At 67.3% G+C, this 19,087-nt stretch carries 20 protein-coding genes; 18 read left to right on the top strand and 2 right to left on the bottom strand.

What is annotated here, in order from left to right; genetic code table 11:
- Positions 1-12: 12 nt before the first annotated feature.
- The 3 genes from QO058_RS09645 to QO058_RS09635 are packed head-to-tail and all read left to right on the top strand — an operon-like array spanning position 13 to position 2,303.
- Positions 13-627: a carboxymuconolactone decarboxylase family protein gene (locus QO058_RS09645; RefSeq protein ID WP_284171807.1), complete on the top strand. Its 615-nt coding sequence runs from the start codon at positions 13-15 to the stop codon at positions 625-627.
- Positions 624-1,499 (top strand): amidohydrolase family protein, encoded by an 876-nt coding sequence (locus QO058_RS09640; protein ID WP_284171806.1) that lies wholly within the window; start codon positions 624-626, stop codon positions 1,497-1,499. Before QO058_RS09645 ends, QO058_RS09640 begins: the two co-directional genes overlap by 4 nt.
- Positions 1,500-1,523: 24 nt before the next feature.
- Positions 1,524-2,303: an enoyl-CoA hydratase/isomerase family protein gene (locus QO058_RS09635; protein WP_284171805.1), complete on the top strand. Its 780-nt coding sequence runs from the start codon at positions 1,524-1,526 to the stop codon at positions 2,301-2,303.
- Positions 2,304-2,318: 15 nt separating this feature from the next.
- Here QO058_RS09635 and QO058_RS09630 read toward each other — a convergent pair whose 3' ends face one another.
- Entirely contained in the window at positions 2,319-3,068 is a 750-nt protein-coding gene (locus QO058_RS09630) for a GntR family transcriptional regulator (protein ID WP_284171804.1), read from the bottom strand.
- 203 nt (positions 3,069-3,271) lie between these two features.
- Here QO058_RS09630 and QO058_RS09625 point away from each other — a divergent pair, with 203 nt between their 5' ends.
- Positions 3,272-4,735, top strand: coding sequence for an aromatic amino acid ammonia-lyase (locus QO058_RS09625; RefSeq protein WP_284171803.1), 1,464 nt, complete (start codon positions 3,272-3,274; stop codon positions 4,733-4,735).
- 118 nt (positions 4,736-4,853) lie between these two features.
- Entirely contained in the window at positions 4,854-5,783 is a 930-nt protein-coding gene (locus QO058_RS09620; RefSeq protein WP_284171802.1) for a Bug family tripartite tricarboxylate transporter substrate binding protein, read from the top strand.
- Positions 5,784-5,795: 12 nt separating this feature from the next.
- Here QO058_RS09620 and QO058_RS09615 read toward each other — a convergent pair whose 3' ends face one another.
- A complete protein-coding gene (locus QO058_RS09615) occupies positions 5,796-6,863 on the bottom strand; it encodes a mandelate racemase/muconate lactonizing enzyme family protein (protein ID WP_284171801.1) in 1,068 nt (355 codons plus the stop codon).
- Between the two features lie 135 nt (positions 6,864-6,998).
- Between QO058_RS09615 and QO058_RS09610 the strand changes: the two genes are divergently transcribed.
- The 13 genes from QO058_RS09610 to QO058_RS09550 all read left to right on the top strand — a co-directional run bounded on the left by QO058_RS09610 (position 6,999) and on the right by QO058_RS09550 (position 19,076).
- A complete protein-coding gene (locus tag QO058_RS09610) occupies positions 6,999-7,499 on the top strand; it encodes a tripartite tricarboxylate transporter TctB family protein (RefSeq protein WP_284171800.1) in 501 nt (166 codons plus the stop codon).
- A gap of 50 nt (positions 7,500-7,549) precedes the next feature.
- Entirely contained in the window at positions 7,550-8,995 is a 1,446-nt protein-coding gene (locus QO058_RS09605) for a tripartite tricarboxylate transporter permease (protein ID WP_284172856.1), read from the top strand.
- Between the two features lie 188 nt (positions 8,996-9,183).
- Complete coding sequence (locus QO058_RS09600) at positions 9,184-10,104, top strand: LysR family transcriptional regulator (RefSeq protein ID WP_284171799.1); 921 nt, start codon at positions 9,184-9,186, stop codon at positions 10,102-10,104.
- A gap of 86 nt (positions 10,105-10,190) precedes the next feature.
- The gene (locus tag QO058_RS09595) at positions 10,191-11,024 is read left to right on the top strand and encodes an NAD(P)-dependent oxidoreductase (protein WP_284171798.1); all 834 of its coding nucleotides are present in this window, start codon (positions 10,191-10,193) and stop codon (positions 11,022-11,024) included.
- Positions 11,021-12,007: a Bug family tripartite tricarboxylate transporter substrate binding protein gene (locus QO058_RS09590; RefSeq protein ID WP_284171797.1), complete on the top strand. Its 987-nt coding sequence runs from the start codon at positions 11,021-11,023 to the stop codon at positions 12,005-12,007. Before QO058_RS09595 ends, QO058_RS09590 begins: the two co-directional genes overlap by 4 nt.
- 4 nt (positions 12,008-12,011) lie before the next feature.
- Positions 12,012-13,094 carry a 4-oxalomesaconate tautomerase gene (locus tag QO058_RS09585; protein ID WP_284171796.1) on the top strand — a complete coding sequence of 361 codons (1,083 nt, stop codon included), beginning with the start codon at positions 12,012-12,014 and terminating at the stop codon, positions 13,092-13,094.
- A gap of 17 nt (positions 13,095-13,111) precedes the next feature.
- Positions 13,112-13,834: a PIG-L deacetylase family protein gene (locus tag QO058_RS09580; protein WP_284171795.1), complete on the top strand. Its 723-nt coding sequence runs from the start codon at positions 13,112-13,114 to the stop codon at positions 13,832-13,834.
- Complete coding sequence (locus QO058_RS09575) at positions 13,831-14,520, top strand: 4-carboxy-4-hydroxy-2-oxoadipate aldolase/oxaloacetate decarboxylase (RefSeq protein ID WP_284171794.1); 690 nt, start codon at positions 13,831-13,833, stop codon at positions 14,518-14,520. Before QO058_RS09580 ends, QO058_RS09575 begins: the two co-directional genes overlap by 4 nt.
- Positions 14,521-14,571: 51 nt before the next feature.
- A complete protein-coding gene (locus tag QO058_RS09570; RefSeq protein WP_284171793.1) occupies positions 14,572-15,744 on the top strand; it encodes an ABC transporter substrate-binding protein in 1,173 nt (390 codons plus the stop codon).
- Between the two features lie 21 nt (positions 15,745-15,765).
- On the top strand, positions 15,766-16,623 hold the full coding sequence (locus tag QO058_RS09565; RefSeq protein WP_284171792.1) for a branched-chain amino acid ABC transporter permease: 858 nt from the start codon (positions 15,766-15,768) through the stop codon (positions 16,621-16,623).
- Positions 16,620-17,627 carry a branched-chain amino acid ABC transporter permease gene (locus tag QO058_RS09560; protein WP_284171791.1) on the top strand — a complete coding sequence of 336 codons (1,008 nt, stop codon included), beginning with the start codon at positions 16,620-16,622 and terminating at the stop codon, positions 17,625-17,627. Before QO058_RS09565 ends, QO058_RS09560 begins: the two co-directional genes overlap by 4 nt.
- Positions 17,624-18,376, top strand: a complete 753-nt coding sequence (locus QO058_RS09555) for an ABC transporter ATP-binding protein (protein ID WP_284171790.1) — start codon at positions 17,624-17,626, stop codon at positions 18,374-18,376. The genes QO058_RS09560 and QO058_RS09555 overlap by 4 nt, the downstream gene beginning before the upstream one ends.
- Positions 18,369-19,076 (top strand): ABC transporter ATP-binding protein, encoded by a 708-nt coding sequence (locus QO058_RS09550; protein ID WP_284171789.1) that lies wholly within the window; start codon positions 18,369-18,371, stop codon positions 19,074-19,076. Before QO058_RS09555 ends, QO058_RS09550 begins: the two co-directional genes overlap by 8 nt.
- The last annotated feature ends 11 nt before the right edge of the window (positions 19,077-19,087 follow it).

Below are 19,087 nucleotides of genomic sequence, written 5' to 3'. Positions count from 1 at the left end.
GCGGAGATCAGCATGGCCCGCCTTCACCTCCCGACCCCCGACGAGCTGAGCGACGAGCAGCGCAAGGTCTATGACGAGGTCGTCTCAGGCCCGCGCGGCCGGCTCATCGGGCCGCTTCGCGCGATCATCCATAGTCCTGAGCTGGCGGCGCGATGGTCGCGCATGGGCGAGTTCCTGCGCTATTCGACGTCGCTTCCGGCAAAGCTGAACGAGCTCGCGATCATCGTCGTCGGTCGCCACTGGAACAGCCAGCTCGAATTCCATATCCATGCCGAAGCGGCGCGCGCGGCCGGGCTCGATCCCGCCTGTATCGAGGCGATCAGGCTTGGCGAGAGCCCGCTTTTCGTGGAGGCGGCTGAGGTCGAGATTTACGATTACGCCCGGCTCCTGCTGCAGACGGGGCGGCTTCCCGAGGCTGTCCATGCTGCCGTCGTGGCACGCTGGGGCGAGCGCGGCGCGGTCGAGCTGACCGGCGTCGTCGGCTACTACACCATGGTCTCGCTGACGCTGAATGCGCATGAGATTCCCCTGCCCGACGGGGCGCAGCCGCCATTGCCTGTCGAGGGAGCGGGCCCGACCGTGTTGCTGGCCTCACGGCAGGTCCAAAGCGCGGTGCAGGCAGGATGACCGAGACCACGACCCCAAGGTCGCATCGCCTGCCGGGCTGGAAGCTGCCTGACGGCGCCTGCGATTGCCATGCGCATGTCTTCGGGCCTTACGACGCCTTTCCGGTGTCGCATGCGATGCACTATGTGCCGCCGCTGGCTCCGGCCGGCGTCCATCGCGAGGTTCTAGATGACATCGGACTTACCCGCGGCATTCTGGTCCAGCCTGGCGCCTATGGCAGCGACCCGGCTGCGATCCTCGATGCTGCCAGCCGATCGGGCGGGCGCATCAGGGGCGTGGCGGCGGCGGATGGCGGCGTGAGCGATGCGCAGCTCGACGCCTGGCACGATCATGGCGTGCGCGGACTGCGCTTCAACGACATGACGGTTCCCGGCGGAACGGGGCGCTTCCCCGGCGCGGTCGGCACCGATGCATTGACGGAGCTGGCGCCGAGGTTGAGCGCGCGGGGCTGGCATGCCGAGATCTGGGCGAGCATCGACCAGCACGTCGCGCTGCTGCCGCTCTATCGGGCGGCAGGTCTCCCAGTGGCGCTCGACCATATGGCGGGCCTCGTTGCCGCGCGCGGCCTCGACGATCCCGCCTTCAAGGCGATCCTGGCGGCGCTGCGCGAGGGCTGGCTCTGGGTCAAGCTCGTGCTCTGCCGCTGCTCGCAGGCGTTTCCGGACTATGCCGATCTGCGGCCGTTCCACGACGCGCTGATCGACGCCAACCCGGACCGGGTGGTCTGGGGCTCGGACTGGCCGCACTTACGCCTCGCCGACAAGGCGCCCGATATCGGCCATCTGCTCGACCTGTTCCGGGACTGGGTTCCGGACGAAGCGCTCCGGCAGCGCATTCTCGTAGACAACCCGCGCATTCTCTACGGCTTCTGAGCCGACGCGGACAAGGAGACCGACATGACCGACGCCTATGAGTGCTTCAAGGTGAGCATTGCCGATCACGTCGCGACCGTGACGCTCGACCGCCCGCCGGTGAATGCGCAAAATCGCCGGTTCCGCGAGGAAATCGTCGCCATCTTCGACCGGCTGAACGACAGCGCCGAGGTCCGGGCGATCGTGCTGACCGGCGCCGGCAAGACGTTTTCGGCTGGCGCCGACCTCAAGGAGCGGCCCGGCCTGGCGGATGAAGCGGGAGCCTACCCCCGCCACAACCGGCTGGTGCGCGCCTCTTTCGATGCGGTGATGGAATGCGGCAAGCCGGTCATCGCTGCGGTCAACGGCGCCGCGATCGGAGCCGGCTGCGTGCTGGCGCTGTGCTGCGACATCCTTCTCGTGGCGGAAGAGGCGTTCCTCGCCATGACGGAGGTCGATGTCGGCCTCGCCGGTGGCGTCAGCCATGTCCGGCGCTTCTTCCGAGAATCCGATGCTCGCATGCTGATCTACACGGCGCGGCGGGTCCATGGCCCCGACCTCTACCGGATGGGGGTCGCTTCGGCCTGCCTGCCGGCGGCGGAACTGCTCGGCTTCGCACAGGACATGGCGCGCGATATCGCGGCCAAGAGCCCGCTCGCCGTCCAGGCCGCGAAGCGCTCGTTCAACGTGACCGAAGGCCTTGCGCTGCGGGATGCCTATCGCTTCGAGCAGTCGCAGACCGTCGCGCTCTCGCACACCGAGGACACGAAGGAGGCGCAACGCGCCTTCGCAGAGAAGCGCAAGCCGGTCTTCACCGGGCGCTGAGCATCGCCGGTAGCGTCACTTCAGCTTGACGTCGAACCTGACCACGTCGCCCCGGTAGAGCCCCTTGGCACTCAGGACCAGTACGCCGCGCTGGTCGACGGCCTGGCGATGCACGAAGGCGACCGGCGCATCGAGCGAGATCGTCAGGGCCTCGGCGGTTTCGACATCGGCCGTGCCGACGGTGAGGGTCTGGCGTGCATCGGCGATCTCCACGCCGGGCACTTCCGAGATCAGGCGCAGCGCCGTCTTCGATTCGAGATCGTGCTGCGAAATCCTGTCGCGCAGGGATTCGTCGATATGCAGGTCGGCCAACAGGAAAGGCTGGCCGTGCCGCCAATGACGGCGCCTGACCTCCCGGTAGGTCGGCGCGAGCTCGCCGATCTGGCCGTCGAAGGGGTGGAATACGCGGTCCGGCTCGTCGCGGAGGATCTCGATCGTGGCGCTGTAGTTCGGCCGCAGCAGGCCCGACCAATCCGTGCCGACCTCGCACCAGAGGTCCTCGGTCGGCCGCTTGCGGACGAAGGTGCCCCGGGCGCGATAGCGCTCGATCAGCTGATCGGCTTCGAGCAGATCGAGCGCCTGGCGGATCGTGGCGCGCGCCACGCCGCATTCGACAGCGAGGTCGTCGACCGTCGGAATCTGGGCGCCGACCGCCCATTGACCGGCTTCGATCCGCCGGCGGAACAGGGTCGCGAGCTGATTGTAGCGGGAGACCCCGGTGCGTTTGAAATCCAGCGGCTTCGTCACGGCGCGGCTAACGGTCATGCGGCTCCCTTCGCCGATGCGGTGTCGATCCGGCTAGCCCAACAGGATAGTTCATCATCCGCCCGAATGTAAGCCTGCCGACCGTGAGTGAGGCATAAAACATAATCAACTAGCTTATTGCCCTTTATGATCCGAATGAGCATGATCGGCTCCGGTCGCGCCACGGATGCGGCCGACTTGGGCAATCTAAAAGGTGACTGCGAATGCACGGCACGATCGAGATCACCGGGCGGGATCTCAACCCCGCGACGATCGTGCAGATCGCGCGGCATGGCGCGAAAGTCGTGCTCACTGCCGAAGCCGGGGGGCGTATCGAGGCCGCGCGGAAGGTCGTCGACGGGATCGTGAGCAGGGGTGAGAAGGTCTACGGCGTGACCAGCAGCGTCGGCGCCAAGACCGGCGTCATGCTCGCGCCCGAGCGGGTCGCCGAATTCAACCGGCGGCTGCTGCTCACACATAATATGGGGCACGGGCCGCTCGCCTCGCCGGAGACGGTGAGGGCGATGATGGCGGTGCTGCTGAACGCGATGGCCAGCGGCTATCTCGGCGTCCGCCGCGTGCTTGCCGACCGGCTCGTCGACGCCCTCAATACCGACCGCCATATCCCGGTGCATCTCTGGGGCTCGATGGGCGAAAGCGACATGTCGCCGGTGTCCGATCTCGCTCTCGAGCTCTACCGCGATCACGACTTTGCAGCCGGCGAGGCGCTCGCCCTACTGAATTCGAGCGCGCTATCGCTGGGCATGGGCGCGATGGCGTTCCACGACCTGTCGCGGATGCTGGACTTCGCGACCCTGGTCGGCGCGCTCAGCATGGAAGGGTTCGCGGCGAACCCATCGGTGGTATCGGAAGCCGCGTTGGCGTCGCGCCCGTTCGATGGCGTGCTCAGGCATGGCGGCGCGATCCGGCGCTACCTAGCCGGCAGCTACATCATGACGTCCGGCGGCCCGCGCCACCTGCAGGACCCGCTGAGCTTCCGCTCGCTGCCGCTGATTCACGGCAACGCCGCCGACAGCCTCGATTTCGCCGGGCGACAGCTCTCGATCGAGCTGCGCGCCAGCCAGAACAACCCGGTCGTCTCCGTCGAGCGGGGCGAGCTGGTCTCGGTCGCCAATTTCGACATGGTCGCCCTGGCAATGGCGCTGGACGTGGCGCGGCTGGCGATGTCGCCGGTGGTGACGAGTTCGACGGAGCGTCTCGCCAAGCAGGCCGACTCGTTCTGGTCGGGTCTGAGCGTCGGGCTGATCGAGGAGGATGGGGTCGGGCTGCCCGGGTTCAACGGCCTGGCGCAGTTCCACAAATCGATCACCTCGGAAGCACGCCTGCTGACGGCGCCGGTCGTCGGCGAGCTCGCCAGCTCGAGCCACTCGAATGGCAATCTCGACCGGGCCAGCATGGCGGGCCTCGCCGCGCGCCGCGCCGCCGAGCTTGCGACGCTGTGCCGGTCGATCTTCGCAATGGAGCTGCTCGTCGCTGCGCAGGCAGTCGAGATGCGCAAGGTCTCGCCGCTGGGCGCAACGACGCGCCGGCTCTTCGCCCTGGTGCGTGAGGCCGTGCCTTATGCCGGGCCGGGGCAGCGCGTGCCCCACATCACGGCGCTGCTCGATCATCTCGATGCGGAGGCGGCGCGGATCGACGCGTTGATGATGTCATCGGAGCAGGACTGACCAGCCTTGCGCGAGGAGCCGCACGGCCGCGACGAATGAACTGATCGACTGCACAAGACAAAAAGGGGAGACGACCATGAGAGCATCGCGTTTTCGAATAGTCGCGGCGGCGGTTGGCATGCTCGCGCTGAGCCTCAGCGGTGCGGCTGCGCAGGGTTATCCGACCAAGCCCGTCCGCATGATCGTGCCGTTCGCTCCCGGCGGGCGCGTCGAGGCGGTCGCGAGGCTGATTGCCGATGCGCTCAGCAAGGATCTCGGCCAGCCCTTCCTGGTCGAAAGCCGGCCTGGCGCAGGCGGAGCGATCGGCGCCGATTTCGTCGCCAAGGCCCAGCCCGACGGCCACACGCTGCTGCTTTGCTCCGCTGGCGTGCTGGCGATCCTGCCGAATGTCGACAAGAAGCTGCCCTACGACTCCGTCAAGGACTTCACGCCCGTCGCCCGGCTGATCGAGGGCTTCACCTTCATTGGCGCCTATCCCGGCCTGCCGGCGAAGTCGATCGCCGAACTCGTCGCGCTGGCCAAGCAGAAACCGAACTCACTTGGATATGCGTCGAGTGGCATCGGCACCTATAGCCATCTCGCTGGCGAACTGGTCGCCATCGCCTCGGGCGCGCCGATCAAGCATATCCCCTACAGGGGTAGCGGGCCGGCGCTGAACGACATCGTCGCGGGGCACGTGCCGCTGATGATCGGCGGCGAGCTCGGCGACCTCGCCAAGGCCGGCAAGATCCGCATCCTCGCGACCACGAACGAAAAGCGCTCGCCCGAATTCCCGGATGTTCCGACCATGAAGGAAAGCGGCTTTCCGCAGTTCGTCGCGCATTCCTGGGTCGGGCTGGTCGGGCCGGCCAACATGCCGTCCGCCATCGCTGACAAGCTAAACCTGACGCTGGCCCGCGTCATGGCCGATCCGGCGACGCAGGAGAAGCTGCGCGGGCTCGGCGGCGAGCCCGCCTATCTCGCGGCGGCTCCGTTCGGCAAGACGATTGCGAGCGATATCGCCATCTATGCCGACATCATCGCCAAGGCCGGGCTGAAGTTCGAGTAAGACAAGCCCGTCTCAGCCCGCGAGGGTCAGGCCCGTACCGGCTCCGGCCGGTACGGCGACCTCGCCGCCTTCCAGGCTCAAGCCCGAGAAGCGGTCGTCGTTCAGGAGCGCCATCTCGGAGAATTCGTGCGGAAAGCGCGGCGCCGGCAGGCTTGCCGCCAGATGCACGGTGTGGGCATGGATGATGCTCGAGCCGAACACCGCGCCGAAGCGAAAGCCGAGATCGGCGGCCCTGCAGATCGCGACCGCCTGCGCGGTCCGGCTCGGGCCGCCAAGGTTCAGGATCCGCAGGTTGATCGATTCGACATGGCCGGCCTCAGCGATCCGCAAGATCGAGGGCAGGTCCTGCGCGCTCTCATCGGCTTCCACGGGCACGTCGAGCGCACGCGCGACCGCGATGAAGCTCTTGAAATCGGTCGCCGCCGTCGGCTGCTCGACGAGCTCGAGACCGAAACGCGCCATCGCGTTGATGGCCCGCACCGCAGTCTTCGGGGTGTAGGCTTCATTGGCGTCGATCATCAGCGCGATGTCGGCCCCAACGGCGCTCCTCACGGAGCGGACACGGTCGAGATCGAGCTCGGGCTCGCCGGAGACCTTGACCTTCAGATGCCGAAAACCGGTACCCACGAGCCCCTCGGCGACCTCGGCCATGCGCTGCGGCGATTTCAAGGGGATGATCCGCGTATTGGCGAAGCGCTGCTGGCGCTTGCCGCCATAGAGATCGTGCAAGGGCACGCCGAGCGCGCGGGCCCGCAGGTCGAGCAGGGCGCATTCGATCCCGGCCTTCGCAGGCAAGGCGCCGTGCAGCCGGCGGTCTAATCCGTCCATGATCGCGCCGATCGCGGTCTCGTCCCGGCCGACCAGACCCTCGCAGAGATAGTCGAAGCTCGCTTTCACCGCCTCCAGCGGCTCGGTCCAGGGCGGCATGGCGCGGACATAACCATGCCCTTCGATGCCGTGCGCGTCGGACAGGATCACCGCGAAGCCCCGGATGCGGGTCAGCGGTCCCTGCGCGAAGCGCCATTCGGGGTCCGACAGCGTCTGGTCGATCGCGACCGTCCTGACTGCGCCGATTGCCATCGAAACTCCCGCTGCTTCGTTTGGTTGACTGGTCGATCCTATCACACCAGGCTTGTCATCAGGTCAATAGTATATAAAACTGGCCTAATGACATAATGAGCCGATCAAGGCTCTTGACCGTGGGGCGGCGAGGGAATGCAGAGCCAGGATGAAGCTCCTCCGGCAGGGCCGGGGGAGACGGTTGCCGAGGGCCCGGCCGTGCGTGCGGCCGGCGACATTCTGGCGGGCTTGCTGTTCGCGGGCCTGGGGCTCGCCGCGCTTCTCATCGGCCGCGCCTATCCGGTCGGCAGTTCGCTCGACATGGGGCCTGGTTATCTGCCGCGCGTCGTCGCGGGGGCCCTGGTGCTCACCGGCCTCGTCGTGATGCTCAGGGGCATGCGGCTGCGCGCCTTTCGCTGGCCGGCGTTGCCGCTGCGCGCAATGGGCTGGATCGCCGCTGCGATGCTGCTGTTCGCCGGCCTTGTCGAGAGAACGGGCCTGTTCGTCGCCTGCCTTGCCAGCATCCTGGTCGCGGCCCTTGGCGACCCGCAGGCGCGCTGGCGCGAGGTGCCGGTGGTCGCAGTGATCTTCGCCGGCTTCTGTGCGCTGCTGTTCGGCTATGTGCTGAGGCTGCCGGTCCGGGTCTGGCCGCTGTGAGCGAGGTTTTCTCCTCTCTCGGCATCGGGCTGGCCGTCGCCGCGACGCCGATGAATCTCTGGTACTGCTTTCTCGGCGCGCTGGTCGGCACGCTGATCGGCGTGCTGCCTGGGCTGGGGCCGATCGCCACCATGGCGATGCTGCTGCCGCTGACCTATTACCTCGAGCCGACCGGGGCGCTGATCATGCTCGCCGGGATCTATTACGGCGCGCAGTATGGCGGCTCGACCACCGCGATCCTGATGCGCTTGCCAGGGGAATCCTCCTCGGTCGTCACCTGTCTCGACGGTTACGAGATGGCGCGCCAGGGCCGGGCGGGCACGGCCCTGGCGACGGCGGCCCTGTCATCCTTCCTCGCCGGAACGATCACGACGCTGCTGATCGCCTTCTTCAGCCCGGCGCTGACCGCTGTCGCGCAGCGCTTCGGCCCGGCGGAGTATTTCTGCCTGATGATCCTCGGACTGACCGCGGCGATCGTGTTTGCACAGGGCTCGCTGCTGAAATCCTTCGGCATGATCCTGGTCGGGCTGCTGTTTGGCCTCGTCGGCGCGGACGTCAACACCGGGCTCGACCGGTTCACCTTCAGCATTGCCGAGCTGCGCGACGGCATTGGTATCGCGGCCCTGTCGATGGGCGTGTTCGGCATCGCCGAGATCGTGCTCAATCTGGCGCGGCCGGAGCAAAGCGGGGAGCGCGCCCAGAGCGTCTCGTCGCTGCGGCTGAGCGCGGCAGACTTCCGGGCGGCCTGGCCTGCCGCCTTGCGCGGGACGGGCATCGGTGCGCTGCTCGGCATCCTGCCGGGCGGCAGCGCCATGATGGCGTCGTTCGCGTCCTACTCGGCCGAGAAGAAGCTGTCCTCGTCGCCTGAGCGCTTCGGCCATGGTGCCATCGAAGGCGTCGCGGGCCCCGAAGCCGCCAATAATGCCGGCGCCCAGGCCTCCTTCATCCCGATGCTGGCGCTCGGCATCCCGAGCAACTCCGTCATGGCGATGATGGCCGGCGCTATGCTGATCCACGGCATTGCGCCCAGCCCGAACCTGGCAAGCGTCCAGCCCGGGCTGTTCTGGGGACTGATCGTCTCGATGTGGCTCGGCAACGTCATGCTGCTCATCATCAACCTGCCATTGATCGGCCTTTGGGTCAGGCTCCTGCAGGTGCCCTACCGGCTGATGTTCCCGGCGATCCTGCTGTTCTGCTGCATCGGCATCTATTCGGTGAACTACAGCGTTTTCGAAGTCGCCCTGCTCGCATTGTTCGGCGTCGCCGGCATCGTCTTCGCGCTGCTGAACTGTCCGCTGGCGCCGCTCGTCCTCGCTTTCATTCTCGGGCCGGCGATGGAGGAAAATCTGCGCCGCGCAATGCTGATTTCAAACGGAGATCTCGGTATTTTCACAAGTCCGGTGTGCATCGCCATGCTCGCCGCAGCGGTGATGATCTTGTCCATGATCATCTTCCCGTCGTTCCGCAGTGTCAGAGCCGTGGCCGCCGACGGATAGCTCCTCGACGACGGAACCCGCGCCTTCTGGTGAAGCGGATTCGTGGGCGGTTGAGCGACCGCGCTGGACGAGTGCCTGCGGCGCCGCGGGCTTTGCTTGCAGTCTGGAAGCGGACCTACCGAGCCAAACCTTCGGTGACCTCGGGGGACGCCGTTGGCGTTATCGCATCCTGAAGGCTATGTGGTCCGATGCGCGTGGATGTGCTCGGACTTCAGGCTTTCGTCAGCATCGCCGAGCGTGGCAGCTTCCGCGCCGCCGCCTCGCATCTGAACCTGTCGCAGACGGCGCTCAGCCATCGCATCCGCAAGCTGGAGGAATCGCTCGGTACGCCGCTTTTCCTGCGGACCACGCGCCAGGTCTCGCTGACCGCGGCCGGCACGACGCTGCTGCCGCGGGCGCGGCGCATCTTCGAGGATCTCGGCTTCGCCATCAACGAGGTCAAGGTCGAGCTGCGCGAGGGCGACGAGCAGGTCTCGCTCGGCTGCCTGCCGACCGTGGCGGCCCATTGCATGCCGGCGGTGATTGCCGCTTTCGCCGCGCGGCATCCCGGAGTGGGCGTCAGGATCCACGATAACTCCGCGTCCGAGATTGCCGACAAGGTCCAGTCCGGCGAGGCCGAGTTCGGTGTCACCATCGTCGCTGCCAATCGCTGGGATCTCGAGCTGAAGCCGGTCGTCAAGGAGCCATTCGTGCTGGTCAGCCATCGCGCGATGCCGCTGGCGCAAGCGACCTCTCTGACGTGGGCCCAATTGCAGGACGAGCCGCTGGTGCGGATCAGCGCCGAGACCGGCAACCGCATCCTGATCGACGATGCGCTCGGCGCGCGGCGTGAGACATTGACCTGGCGCTACGAAGTCCAACGCGTCGTCACCGCGGTCAGCCTGGTGCGCTCGCGTATCGGCTATGCGGTCGTGCCACAGCTTGCGCTCGATGTCGTCGATGCCGGCGATCTGGTCGCGATCCCGCTGCGCTCGCCGGCGGTGACCCGGACGCTCGGCATCATCACGCGCAAATCGGTGCCGTTGCGGCCGGTGACACGCGATCTCATCTCGCTGCTGAGCCAAGCCCTGAAGCGCAGCGTCGTGCCGCGGCGAGATGAAGAAAAGTAATCAATCGCTGCATTCTTATCATTTGATGGCAGAATAGCTTTGGCCGACCCTGACCGCGGGACGAAACGCGTGAGGAGAGGCCAGCGATGGCAGGCGCCAACACGGCAGCGATCGCCTTCATCGGCTTCGGCGAGGTCGGGCAGAGCTTTTCGCGCGGCCTTCTGGCCAATGAAGGCGTTGCCATCCGGGCCTACGATCTCCTGTTTGGCAGCGAGGCCGGCCGCCGTCTCGAGGTTGCAGCACAGGAACTCGGGGTCGTCTGTGCGTCCTCGGCGCAGGAGGCCTGCTCCGGTGCGGCCTTCGTCTTCTCGGCCGTCACCGCTGATCGCGCCGAGGTGGTGGCTACCGAAGCCGCAGCCTGGCTGAAGCCGGGGCAGATCTTCGTCGACGTCAACTCGGCCGCGCCCTCGACCAAGCAGCGGGCGGCGGCGGCGGTCACCGCGGGCGGCGCCGACTATGTCGAAGCGGCCGTGATGGCGCCGGTGCTGAAGCCCGGTCTCAAGGTCGCGATCCTCACCGGTGGCCCGAAGGCGCAGGCCGCATCCGACGCACTGAACACACTCGGGATGAACCTGACGCCGGTCTCGGAGGTCTATGGCCGGGCCTCGGCGATGAAGCTCTGCCGCTCGATCGTGATCAAGGGGCTGGAGGCGCTGATGGTCGACTGCGCCGCCGCCTGCGAGGCCTGGGACGTCAAGGATCCGGTCTTCGCCAGCCTCAACGCGACCTTCCCATCGATCGACTTCCATGCGCTTGCCGCGGACATGCGCGAGCGCGTCGCGACCCATGGCGTGCGCCGTTCCGCCGAGATGCGCGAAGCGGCTGAGATGCTGGCGGCAGCGGGTTTTCATCCGGGGCTCTCCGCCGCCATTGCCGATGCCCAGCAGCGCGGCGCCCGTCGCAAGGAGAGCGCTCGATGACGTTCGATCGCCGCTCCATCCTCGCCGGCCTCGGGCTTGCCGGCTTCGCCGGGCTTGGGCCGGTGCGCGCCCAGGCGGACTGGCCGAGCCAGCTCATCCGGATCGTCGTGCCGTTCACGCCCGGCGGCAGCACCGATGTGCTGGCACGGGTGATTGCCAACAGGCTCGAACGGGTCATTCCCGGCAAGGGCTTCGTGATCGAGAACCGGCCGGGCGCCGGCGGCATGACGGCCTCGGGACAGGTCGCCAAGTCCGAGCCGGACGGCCACACGCTGATGATGGGCCATATCGGGACGCTGGCCTTCGCGCCCTCGCTCTACGCCAATGTGCCCTATGATCCGGTCAAGGATTTCCAGCCGGTTGCGCTCGTCGCCATGCTGCCGAACATCCTGGCGATCAATCCGACACTGCCGGCCAAAACCCTCGCGGAATTCATCGCCTACGCCAAGGCGAATCCCGGCAAGCTAAACTACTCGTCGGGCGGGCAGGGCAGTGCCGCGCATATCGCCACCGCCTATTTCTGCCATCGCGCCGGCATCGAGGCGACGCATGTGCCCTATCGCGGCACTGCGCCCTCGGTGAACGACATCGTCGCCGGCAACATCCAGTTCACGCTAACCGGCGGGCCGGCCGTGTTGCCTCTCGCGGAAGGCGGCCAGCTTCGGGTGCTCGGCGTCGCCGGGCGCGAGCGTGTCGGCTTCGCACCTGATCTGCCGACGCTGTCCGAGAGCGGCCTGCCGGATTTCGAGGCTGTGCAATGGTACGGGCTCGTGGCGCCGGCGCGCACGCCGCGTCCGATCGTCGAGCGGCTCAACCGCGAGATCAACGCGCTGCTCGGCCAGCCCGATTTCGCTGCGGCCCTGGCCAGGGACGGCGCCATCGCGCGGCCTGAACCGCCCGAGGGCTTCGGCAAGCTGATCGCCTCGGAACTCGCGCTCTGGCGCGACGTCATCACCCGTGCCGGCATCAAGGCGGCGGAGTGAGGTAATGGGCCAGATCGCCGTTCCCTGCATGTTGATCCGCGGCGGCACCTCCAAGGGCGCCTATTTCCTGGCCGACGACTTGCCGGCCGATATCGCGGCGCGCGATGCCTTCCTGCTCGCGGTCATGGGCTCGCCCGACAAGCGTCAGGTCGACGGGCTCGGCGGCGCCCATCCCCTGACCAGCAAGGTCGCGATCGTCTCGCCCTCCAGCGAACCCGGCTGCGATATCGACTTTCTGTTCGCGCAGGTCGGCGTCGAGACGGCTTCGGTCGATACAACGCCGAACTGCGGCAACATCCTCGCCGGGATCGGGCCGTTCGCGCTGACGCGTGGTTTGGTAAAGGCTGGTGGCGCGCGCACCACGGTGCGGGTCCGGACGATCAACACCGGGACGATCGCCGACCTGACCATGGATACGCCGGACGGGCAGGCGAATGCCGAGGGCAATGCGCGCATCGACGGGGTTCCCGGAACCTCGGCGCCGATCGATATCGGTTTCCTCGATGCCGAGGGCTCGGTCTGCGGATCGCTGTTGCCGACCGGCAATGTCGTGGATGTGATCGAGGGCGTGCCCTGCACGCTGATCGACAACGGCATGCCGGTGATCGTGCTACGCGCCGCCGATGTCGGGCGGACCGGCTACGAGCCGCGCGACGAGCTCAACGATGATGCCGAGCTCAAGGCCCGGATCGAGGCGATCCGCCTTGCGGCGGGGCCGCTGATGAATCTCGGCGACGTCGCGAAGAAGGTCGTGCCGAAGATCGCGCTGGTCTCGGCGCCGCAGGCGGGTGGGGCGATCTGCACGCGCAGCTTCATCCCGCATGAGTGCCACGCCTCGATCGGCGTCTTCGCCGCGGTATCGGTCGCGACCGCCGCCGTGCTGCCGGGTTCACCTGCTGCGTCTGTCGTGGTGATGCCTGAGGGACGCGAGCGGACGCTCTCGGTCGAGCATCCGACCGGCGAATTCACGGTGACGCTGACGGTCGGTGGGTCGGCGGAGCAGCCGGTGGTCGAACGGGCTGGGCTGCTGCGTACCGCGCGCATCCTGATGGCCGGCGAGGCCTTCGTGCCGGCTGGCAGATTATGAGAGAGGAGCGCATTGCGATGAGCGCCCAGAAGACAGGCCTAGTGATCACAGCCCACCCCGGCGACTTCGTCTGGCGGGCGGGCGGCGCCATCGCGCTGCATGCGAAGCGCGGCATGCGCGTCAAGATCCTCTGCCTGTCCTATGGCGAACGCGGCGAGAGCCAGTTCGCCTGGAAGAAGGCGGGCGTGAAGATGGAAGAGGTCAAGGCGCAACGCCGCGAGGAGGCCGAGGCCGCTGCGACGCTGCTCGGCGCCGAGATCGAGTTCATGGATGCCGGCGATTACCCGCTGCGCACCACCGAGCCGATGCTGGAGCGCGCCATCGACATCTTCCATGAGCTGGGTCCGAGCTTCGTGCTGACGCATGCGCTCGAAGACCCCTACAATGTCGACCATCCCGAAGCGACGCGTTTCGCCCAGGAGGCGCGCATCATCGCGCAGGCCGCCGGGCATAAACCCGATCCCAGCCGCGCCTATGCCGCGCCGCCGGTCTTCCTGTTCGAGCCGCACCAGCCGGAGCAGTGCAATTTCAAGCCGAACGTCATTCTCAACATCGACGAGGTCTGGGAGCAGAAGCGGCGGGCGTTCGAGATCCTCGCCGCGCAGAAGCATCTCTGGGAATATTACACCCGCGTCGCGCTCAACCGCGGCATGCAGGGCGGCCGCAACTCCGGCAAGGCGATAACCTATGGCGAGGCCTATCAGCGCCTCTTCCCGGAAGCGCTGGAGACGCTGGCATGAACCCTGTCGTCATCCGCACGAAGAAGCGCGCTCCGGCCGCGGCGACGGCCGATCTCGCCGAGCTTGGCGTCTCCACCACGCATGAGGCGATGGGACGCTCCGGGCTGCTGAAGCCCTATATGCGACCGATCTATGCCGGCGCGCAGATCGCCGGCGGGGCGGTGACGGTGCTGGCCCAGCCCGGCGACAACTGGATGATCCACGTCGCGATCGAGCAGGTACAGCCGGGCGACGTGCTCGTCGTCGCCTGCACCGCCGACAACACCGACGGCATGTTCGGCGACCTGCTCGCGACCTCGCTCAAGGCGCGCGGCGGCATCGGCCTTATCATCGATGCCGGGGTGCGCGATGTGCGCACGCTCACCGAGATGGGCTTCCCGGTCTGGTCGCGGGCGATCTCGGCCAAGGGCACGGTCAAGGCGACGCTCGGCTCGGTCAATGTGCCGGTGGTCTGCGCCGGTGCGCTCATTCATCCCGGCGACGTGATCGTCGCCGACGATGACGGCGTCGTGGTGGTGCCGCGGCGCGATGCCGAGGCGGTCGCTGCCGCTGGTCGCAAGCGCGAGGCCAATGAAGACGAAAAGCGTAGACGCCTGGCTGCTGGCGAACTCGGGCTGGACATGTACGCTATGCGCGACGGCCTCGCCAAGGCAGGCCTTACCTATCGCGACGACGAAGACGTCTGAGCACAAGAAAGCCCCGGAAAGGGGTTTCGCAAAACACTCGGGAGGAACGACATGACGTATCGCAGGACGGTTCTCAAAGGAATGCTCGGCCTGGCGCTGGCGGCTTCGGTCAGCGGCGCGGCGCTCGCGCAGGACGCGGTCAAGATCGGCCTGATCCTGCCGATGACCGGCCCGTTCGCCTCGACCGGCCGGCAGATCGCCGCGGCTGCCAATCTCTACATTCAGGAGAAGGGCGCGACCGTCGCCGGCAAGAGGGTCGAGCTCATCCTCAAGGACGATACCGGTACCGCCGACGTCACCCGCCGCATCGCGCAAGAGCTGATCGTCAACGACAAGGTCACCGCGATCGCGGGCTTCGGCCTGACGCCGCTGGCGCTCGCGACGGCTCCGCTGGCGACGCAGGCCAAGACGCCGATGGTGGTGATGGCCGCGGCGACCGGGATCATCACCGAGCGCTCGCCCTTCATCGTGCGCACCAGCCAGGTCGTGCCGCAGATCGGCGCGCCGTTCGGCACCTGGATCGCCAAGCAGGGCACCAAGCGCGTCATCACCATCGTCTCCGATTACGGCCCGGGCCACGACGTCGAGAGCTCGTTCTCGGAGGCGTTCAAGGCGGGCGGTGGCCAGGTCGAGAACATCCGCGTGCCCCTGCAGAACCCGGACTTCTCGCCCTTCCTGCAGCGCGTCGCCGACGCCAAACCTGAGGCTCTGCTGGTCTTCGTGCCGTCCGGCGTCGGCGCCCAGTTCATGAAGCAGTTCGTTGAGCGCGGCCTCGACAAGAGCGGCATCAAGCTGATCGGCACCGGCGACCTCACCGATGACGACATCCTCAACGGCATGGGCGACATCGCCCTCGGCGTCATCACCGCCCAGCACTATTCGGCTTCGCATGACAGCCCGGAGAACAAGGCCTTCGTCGAGGGCTTCAAGAAGTCCAATCCCGGCATGCGTCCGAACTTCATGGCGGTCGGCGGCTATGACGGCATGCACGCGCTCTATGAGGGCCTGAAGAAGACCAAGGGCGAGGGCGGCGAGGCGCTGGTCACCGCGATGAAGGGCATGAGCTGGGTAAGCCCGCGCGGGCCGATCTCGATCGATCCGGAGACGCGCGACATCATCCAGAACGTCTATATCCGCAAGGTCGAGCGCGTGAACGGCGAGCTCTACAATCAGGAGTTCGAGACGATCCCCAACGTCAAGGACCCGACCAAGGCCAAGAAGTAAGCCGGCCAAGGCGGGCCCGACGTGCTCACCATCCTGTTCGACGGCGTCGCCTACGGCATGATCCTGTTCGTGTTGGCCTGCGGGCTGTCCGTGACCATGGGGTTGATGAACTTCATCAACCTCGCTCACGGCGCCTTCGCCATGCTCGGTGGCTATGTCACCGTGCTGGCGATGCAGCGGCTCGGCCTGCCGTTTCTCTGGGCGCTGCCGGCGGCTTTCCTTGCCGCGGCCGCCACGGGGCTGGTGCTGGAGCGGTTGGTCTACCGGCCGATGTACGCCAAGAGCCATCTCGACCAGGTGATGTTCTCGATCGGGCTCGTGTTCATGGCCGTCGCCGGCGCCGACTACCTGATGGGGTCGAGCCAGCAATTCGTGCATCTGCCGGCCTGGCTGAGCGGGCGCTTCGATCTCGCCGGCATCGGTGTCGGCCGCTACCGGCTCTTCATCATCGTGCTCTGCGGCGCCCTGGCCTTTGCGATGCAATGGGGCTTCACCCGCACGCGCTTCGGCAGCCGGCTTCGGGCTGCGGTCGACGATGCCAGGGTGGCGCGCGGGCTCGGCATTCCGGTCAACCGCCTGTTCGCGCTGACCTTCGCCTTTGGTTCCGGGCTGGCCGGCCTCGGCGGTGCGCTCGGCATCGAATTGATGGGGCTCGATCCTACCTTCCCGCTGAAGTTCATGATCTACTTCCTGATCGTCGTGACCGTCGGCGGCACCTCGACCATCTCGGGCCCGTTCTTCGCCGCGATGCTGCTCGGGGTCGCCGATGTCACCGGCAAGTACCTGGTGCCGCAGCTCGGCGCCTTCATCATCTACGCGCTGATGGTGGTCCTGCTGATCACACGTCCGCACGGCCTCTTCGCCAGGGGACGGGCATGAGCGGCGGCGGCATCGAGGCGCGCGTCCGGCGCTCGCTCTATGGCGCGCGCCGCTGGCATCCGGCCGAGATCGTGTTCTGGATACTAGCGGTGGCGGCCTTCTTCCTGCTGCCGCGCCAGCTCCTGATCCTGAACGAGATCGCGATCCTCGGGCTCTTTGCCGTCTCGCTCGACCTGATCCTCGGCTATGCCGGCATCGTCTCGCTCGGGCACGCCGCCTTCTTTGGCTTCGGCGCCTATGCCGCCGGGCTCTTCGCCAAGCATGCCAGCGCCGATCCGCTGGTGGGCCTCGCCGTCGGCATGGGGGCCGCCGGGCTGCTCGGGCTCCTCACCAGCCCGCTGATCCTGCGCGGCAGCGACCTGACGCGCCTGATGGTGACGCTCGGCGTTGCGCTGATCCTGGGGGAGCTGGCGAACTCGCTCGGCTGGCTCACCGGCGGTGCCGACGGCCTGCAAGGAATCGTGATGGGGCCTGTGCTGGGGCTGTTCGAGTTCGATATCTTCGGCAAGGTTGCCTATCTCTATTCGCTCGCCGTGCTCTTCGTGCTGTTCGTGCTGGCGCGGCGCATCGTCGGCTCGCCCTTTGGCCTGTCGCTGCGGGCGATCCGCGACAACCCGCTGCGCGCTTCCGCCTCCGGGGTGCCGCTGCACTGGCGGCTGGTTGCGGTCTACGCACTGGCGGCGGCCTATGCCGGGGCAGCCGGGGCGCTGCTCGCCCAGACCACGCAGTTCGTCTCGCTCGACGTGCTCGCCTTCCATCGCTCGGCCGACCTGATGCTCGTCCTGATCATCGGCGGGGTCGGCTACCTCTATGGCGGGCTGATCGGCGCGGTCGCCTTCAAGCTGCTGCAGGACGTGATCGCGAGCTTCACGCCGCAATACTGGATGTTCTGGATCGGGCTGTTTCTTGTCCTGTTCGTGCTCGGCGGGCGCGAACTGATCCATGGCGGGATCAAGGCTGTGGTCGGCCGCGTTGCGCGCCTCGGCCGGCGGTCGCCGACATGACGGCGGCGCTGCGCACCTTCGACCTCTGCAAGAGCTTCGGTGGCATTACCGCGACCGACCATGTCGATTTCACCCTGCAGAAGGGCGCGCGCCACGCGCTGATCGGCCCGAACGGCGCCGGCAAGACCACCTTCGTCAATCAGCTCACCGGGGTGCTGCGCCCAAGCTCCGGTCGGGTCGAGCTGCTGGGCGAGGACATCACCGCGCTGCCGCGCGAAGCCCGGGTCGGGCGCGGGCTGGCGCGGACCTTCCAGATCAACCAGCTCTTCGCGACGATGACGCCGGTCGAGATGATCGCGCTGGTGACGTCCGAACGCCTCGGCCGCGGCCGGCAGCCCTTGCGTGCGCTCGACAAGGACAAGGAGCTCGTCGCCGAGACGGCCGAGATCCTCGCCCGCTTCAGGCTCGACGACATCATGGACGAGCGCATCGCGACCTTGCCCTATGGCAAGCAGCGGCAGATCGAGATCGCTGCCGCCTTCGCGGCCAAGCCCAGCGTGCTGCTGTTAGACGAGCCGGCGGCCGGTGTGCCCGAGGCGGAACGCCGCGAATTGATGGCGATGGTCGCCGGCCTGCCCGAGGATGTCTCGGTGCTGCTGATCGAGCACGACATGGATCTCGTCTTCCGCTTCGCGACGCGGATCACGGTGCTGGTCAACGGCCATGTGCTGGCGGAGGGCGTTCCGGATGAGGTCGCCCGCGACCCGGCCGTCCGCGCCGCCTATCTCGGGGAGCACGCCCATGGCTGAGCTCCTCACCGTCGAGCGCCTCAGCGCCGGCTATGGCGAGGCCATGGTGCTTTTTGACATCGACCTTTCGCTCGCCGAGGGCCGTTCGCTCGCGCTGCTCGGCCGCAACGGCGTTGGCAAGACCACTTTGGTCAACAGCATAATCGGCGTCACCCGACGCCGCGGCGGCGAGATCGCGTTCGCCGGGCGAGACATCACTGCGGCCTCCCCCGAGCAGCGCGCCCATGCCGGCATCGGCTGGGTGCCGCAGGAGCGCAACATCTTCAAGTCGCTGACCGTGCTGGAGAACCTGACCGCCGTGGCGAAGCCCGGTTCGTGGACGGTGGAGCGGGTCTTTGCGATGTTCCCACGCCTCGCCGAGCGCAAGGGCAATCTCGGCAACCAGCTTTCCGGCGGCGAGCAGCAGATGCTGGCGATAGGCCGGGCGCTGATGCTCAATCCGAGGCTCTTGCTGCTCGATGAGCCCACAGAGGGCCTCGCGCCGATCATCGTCGAGGAATTGCTGCGCGCCCTGAAGCGGCTGGTCCGCGAGGAAGGGCTCTCGGCGATCGTGATCGAGCAGCACGCCCGCAAGATCCTCGACCTCACCGACGAGGCGATCGTGCTCGAGCGCGGCCGTGTCGTCCTCGCTGCCGGGAGCGCCGAGCTCCTCGCCGACCCGTCACGGCTGGAGCGCCATCTCGGCCTCGCCGCCGCCTGAGCCAACGACAG

Source organism: Bosea vestrisii (assembly GCF_030144325.1).
Classification (GTDB): Bacteria; Pseudomonadota; Alphaproteobacteria; order Rhizobiales; family Beijerinckiaceae; genus Allobosea; species Allobosea vestrisii_A.
Note: the sequence above shows the minus strand (reverse complement) of the source record. Positions and strands in the feature narration are given on the sequence as shown.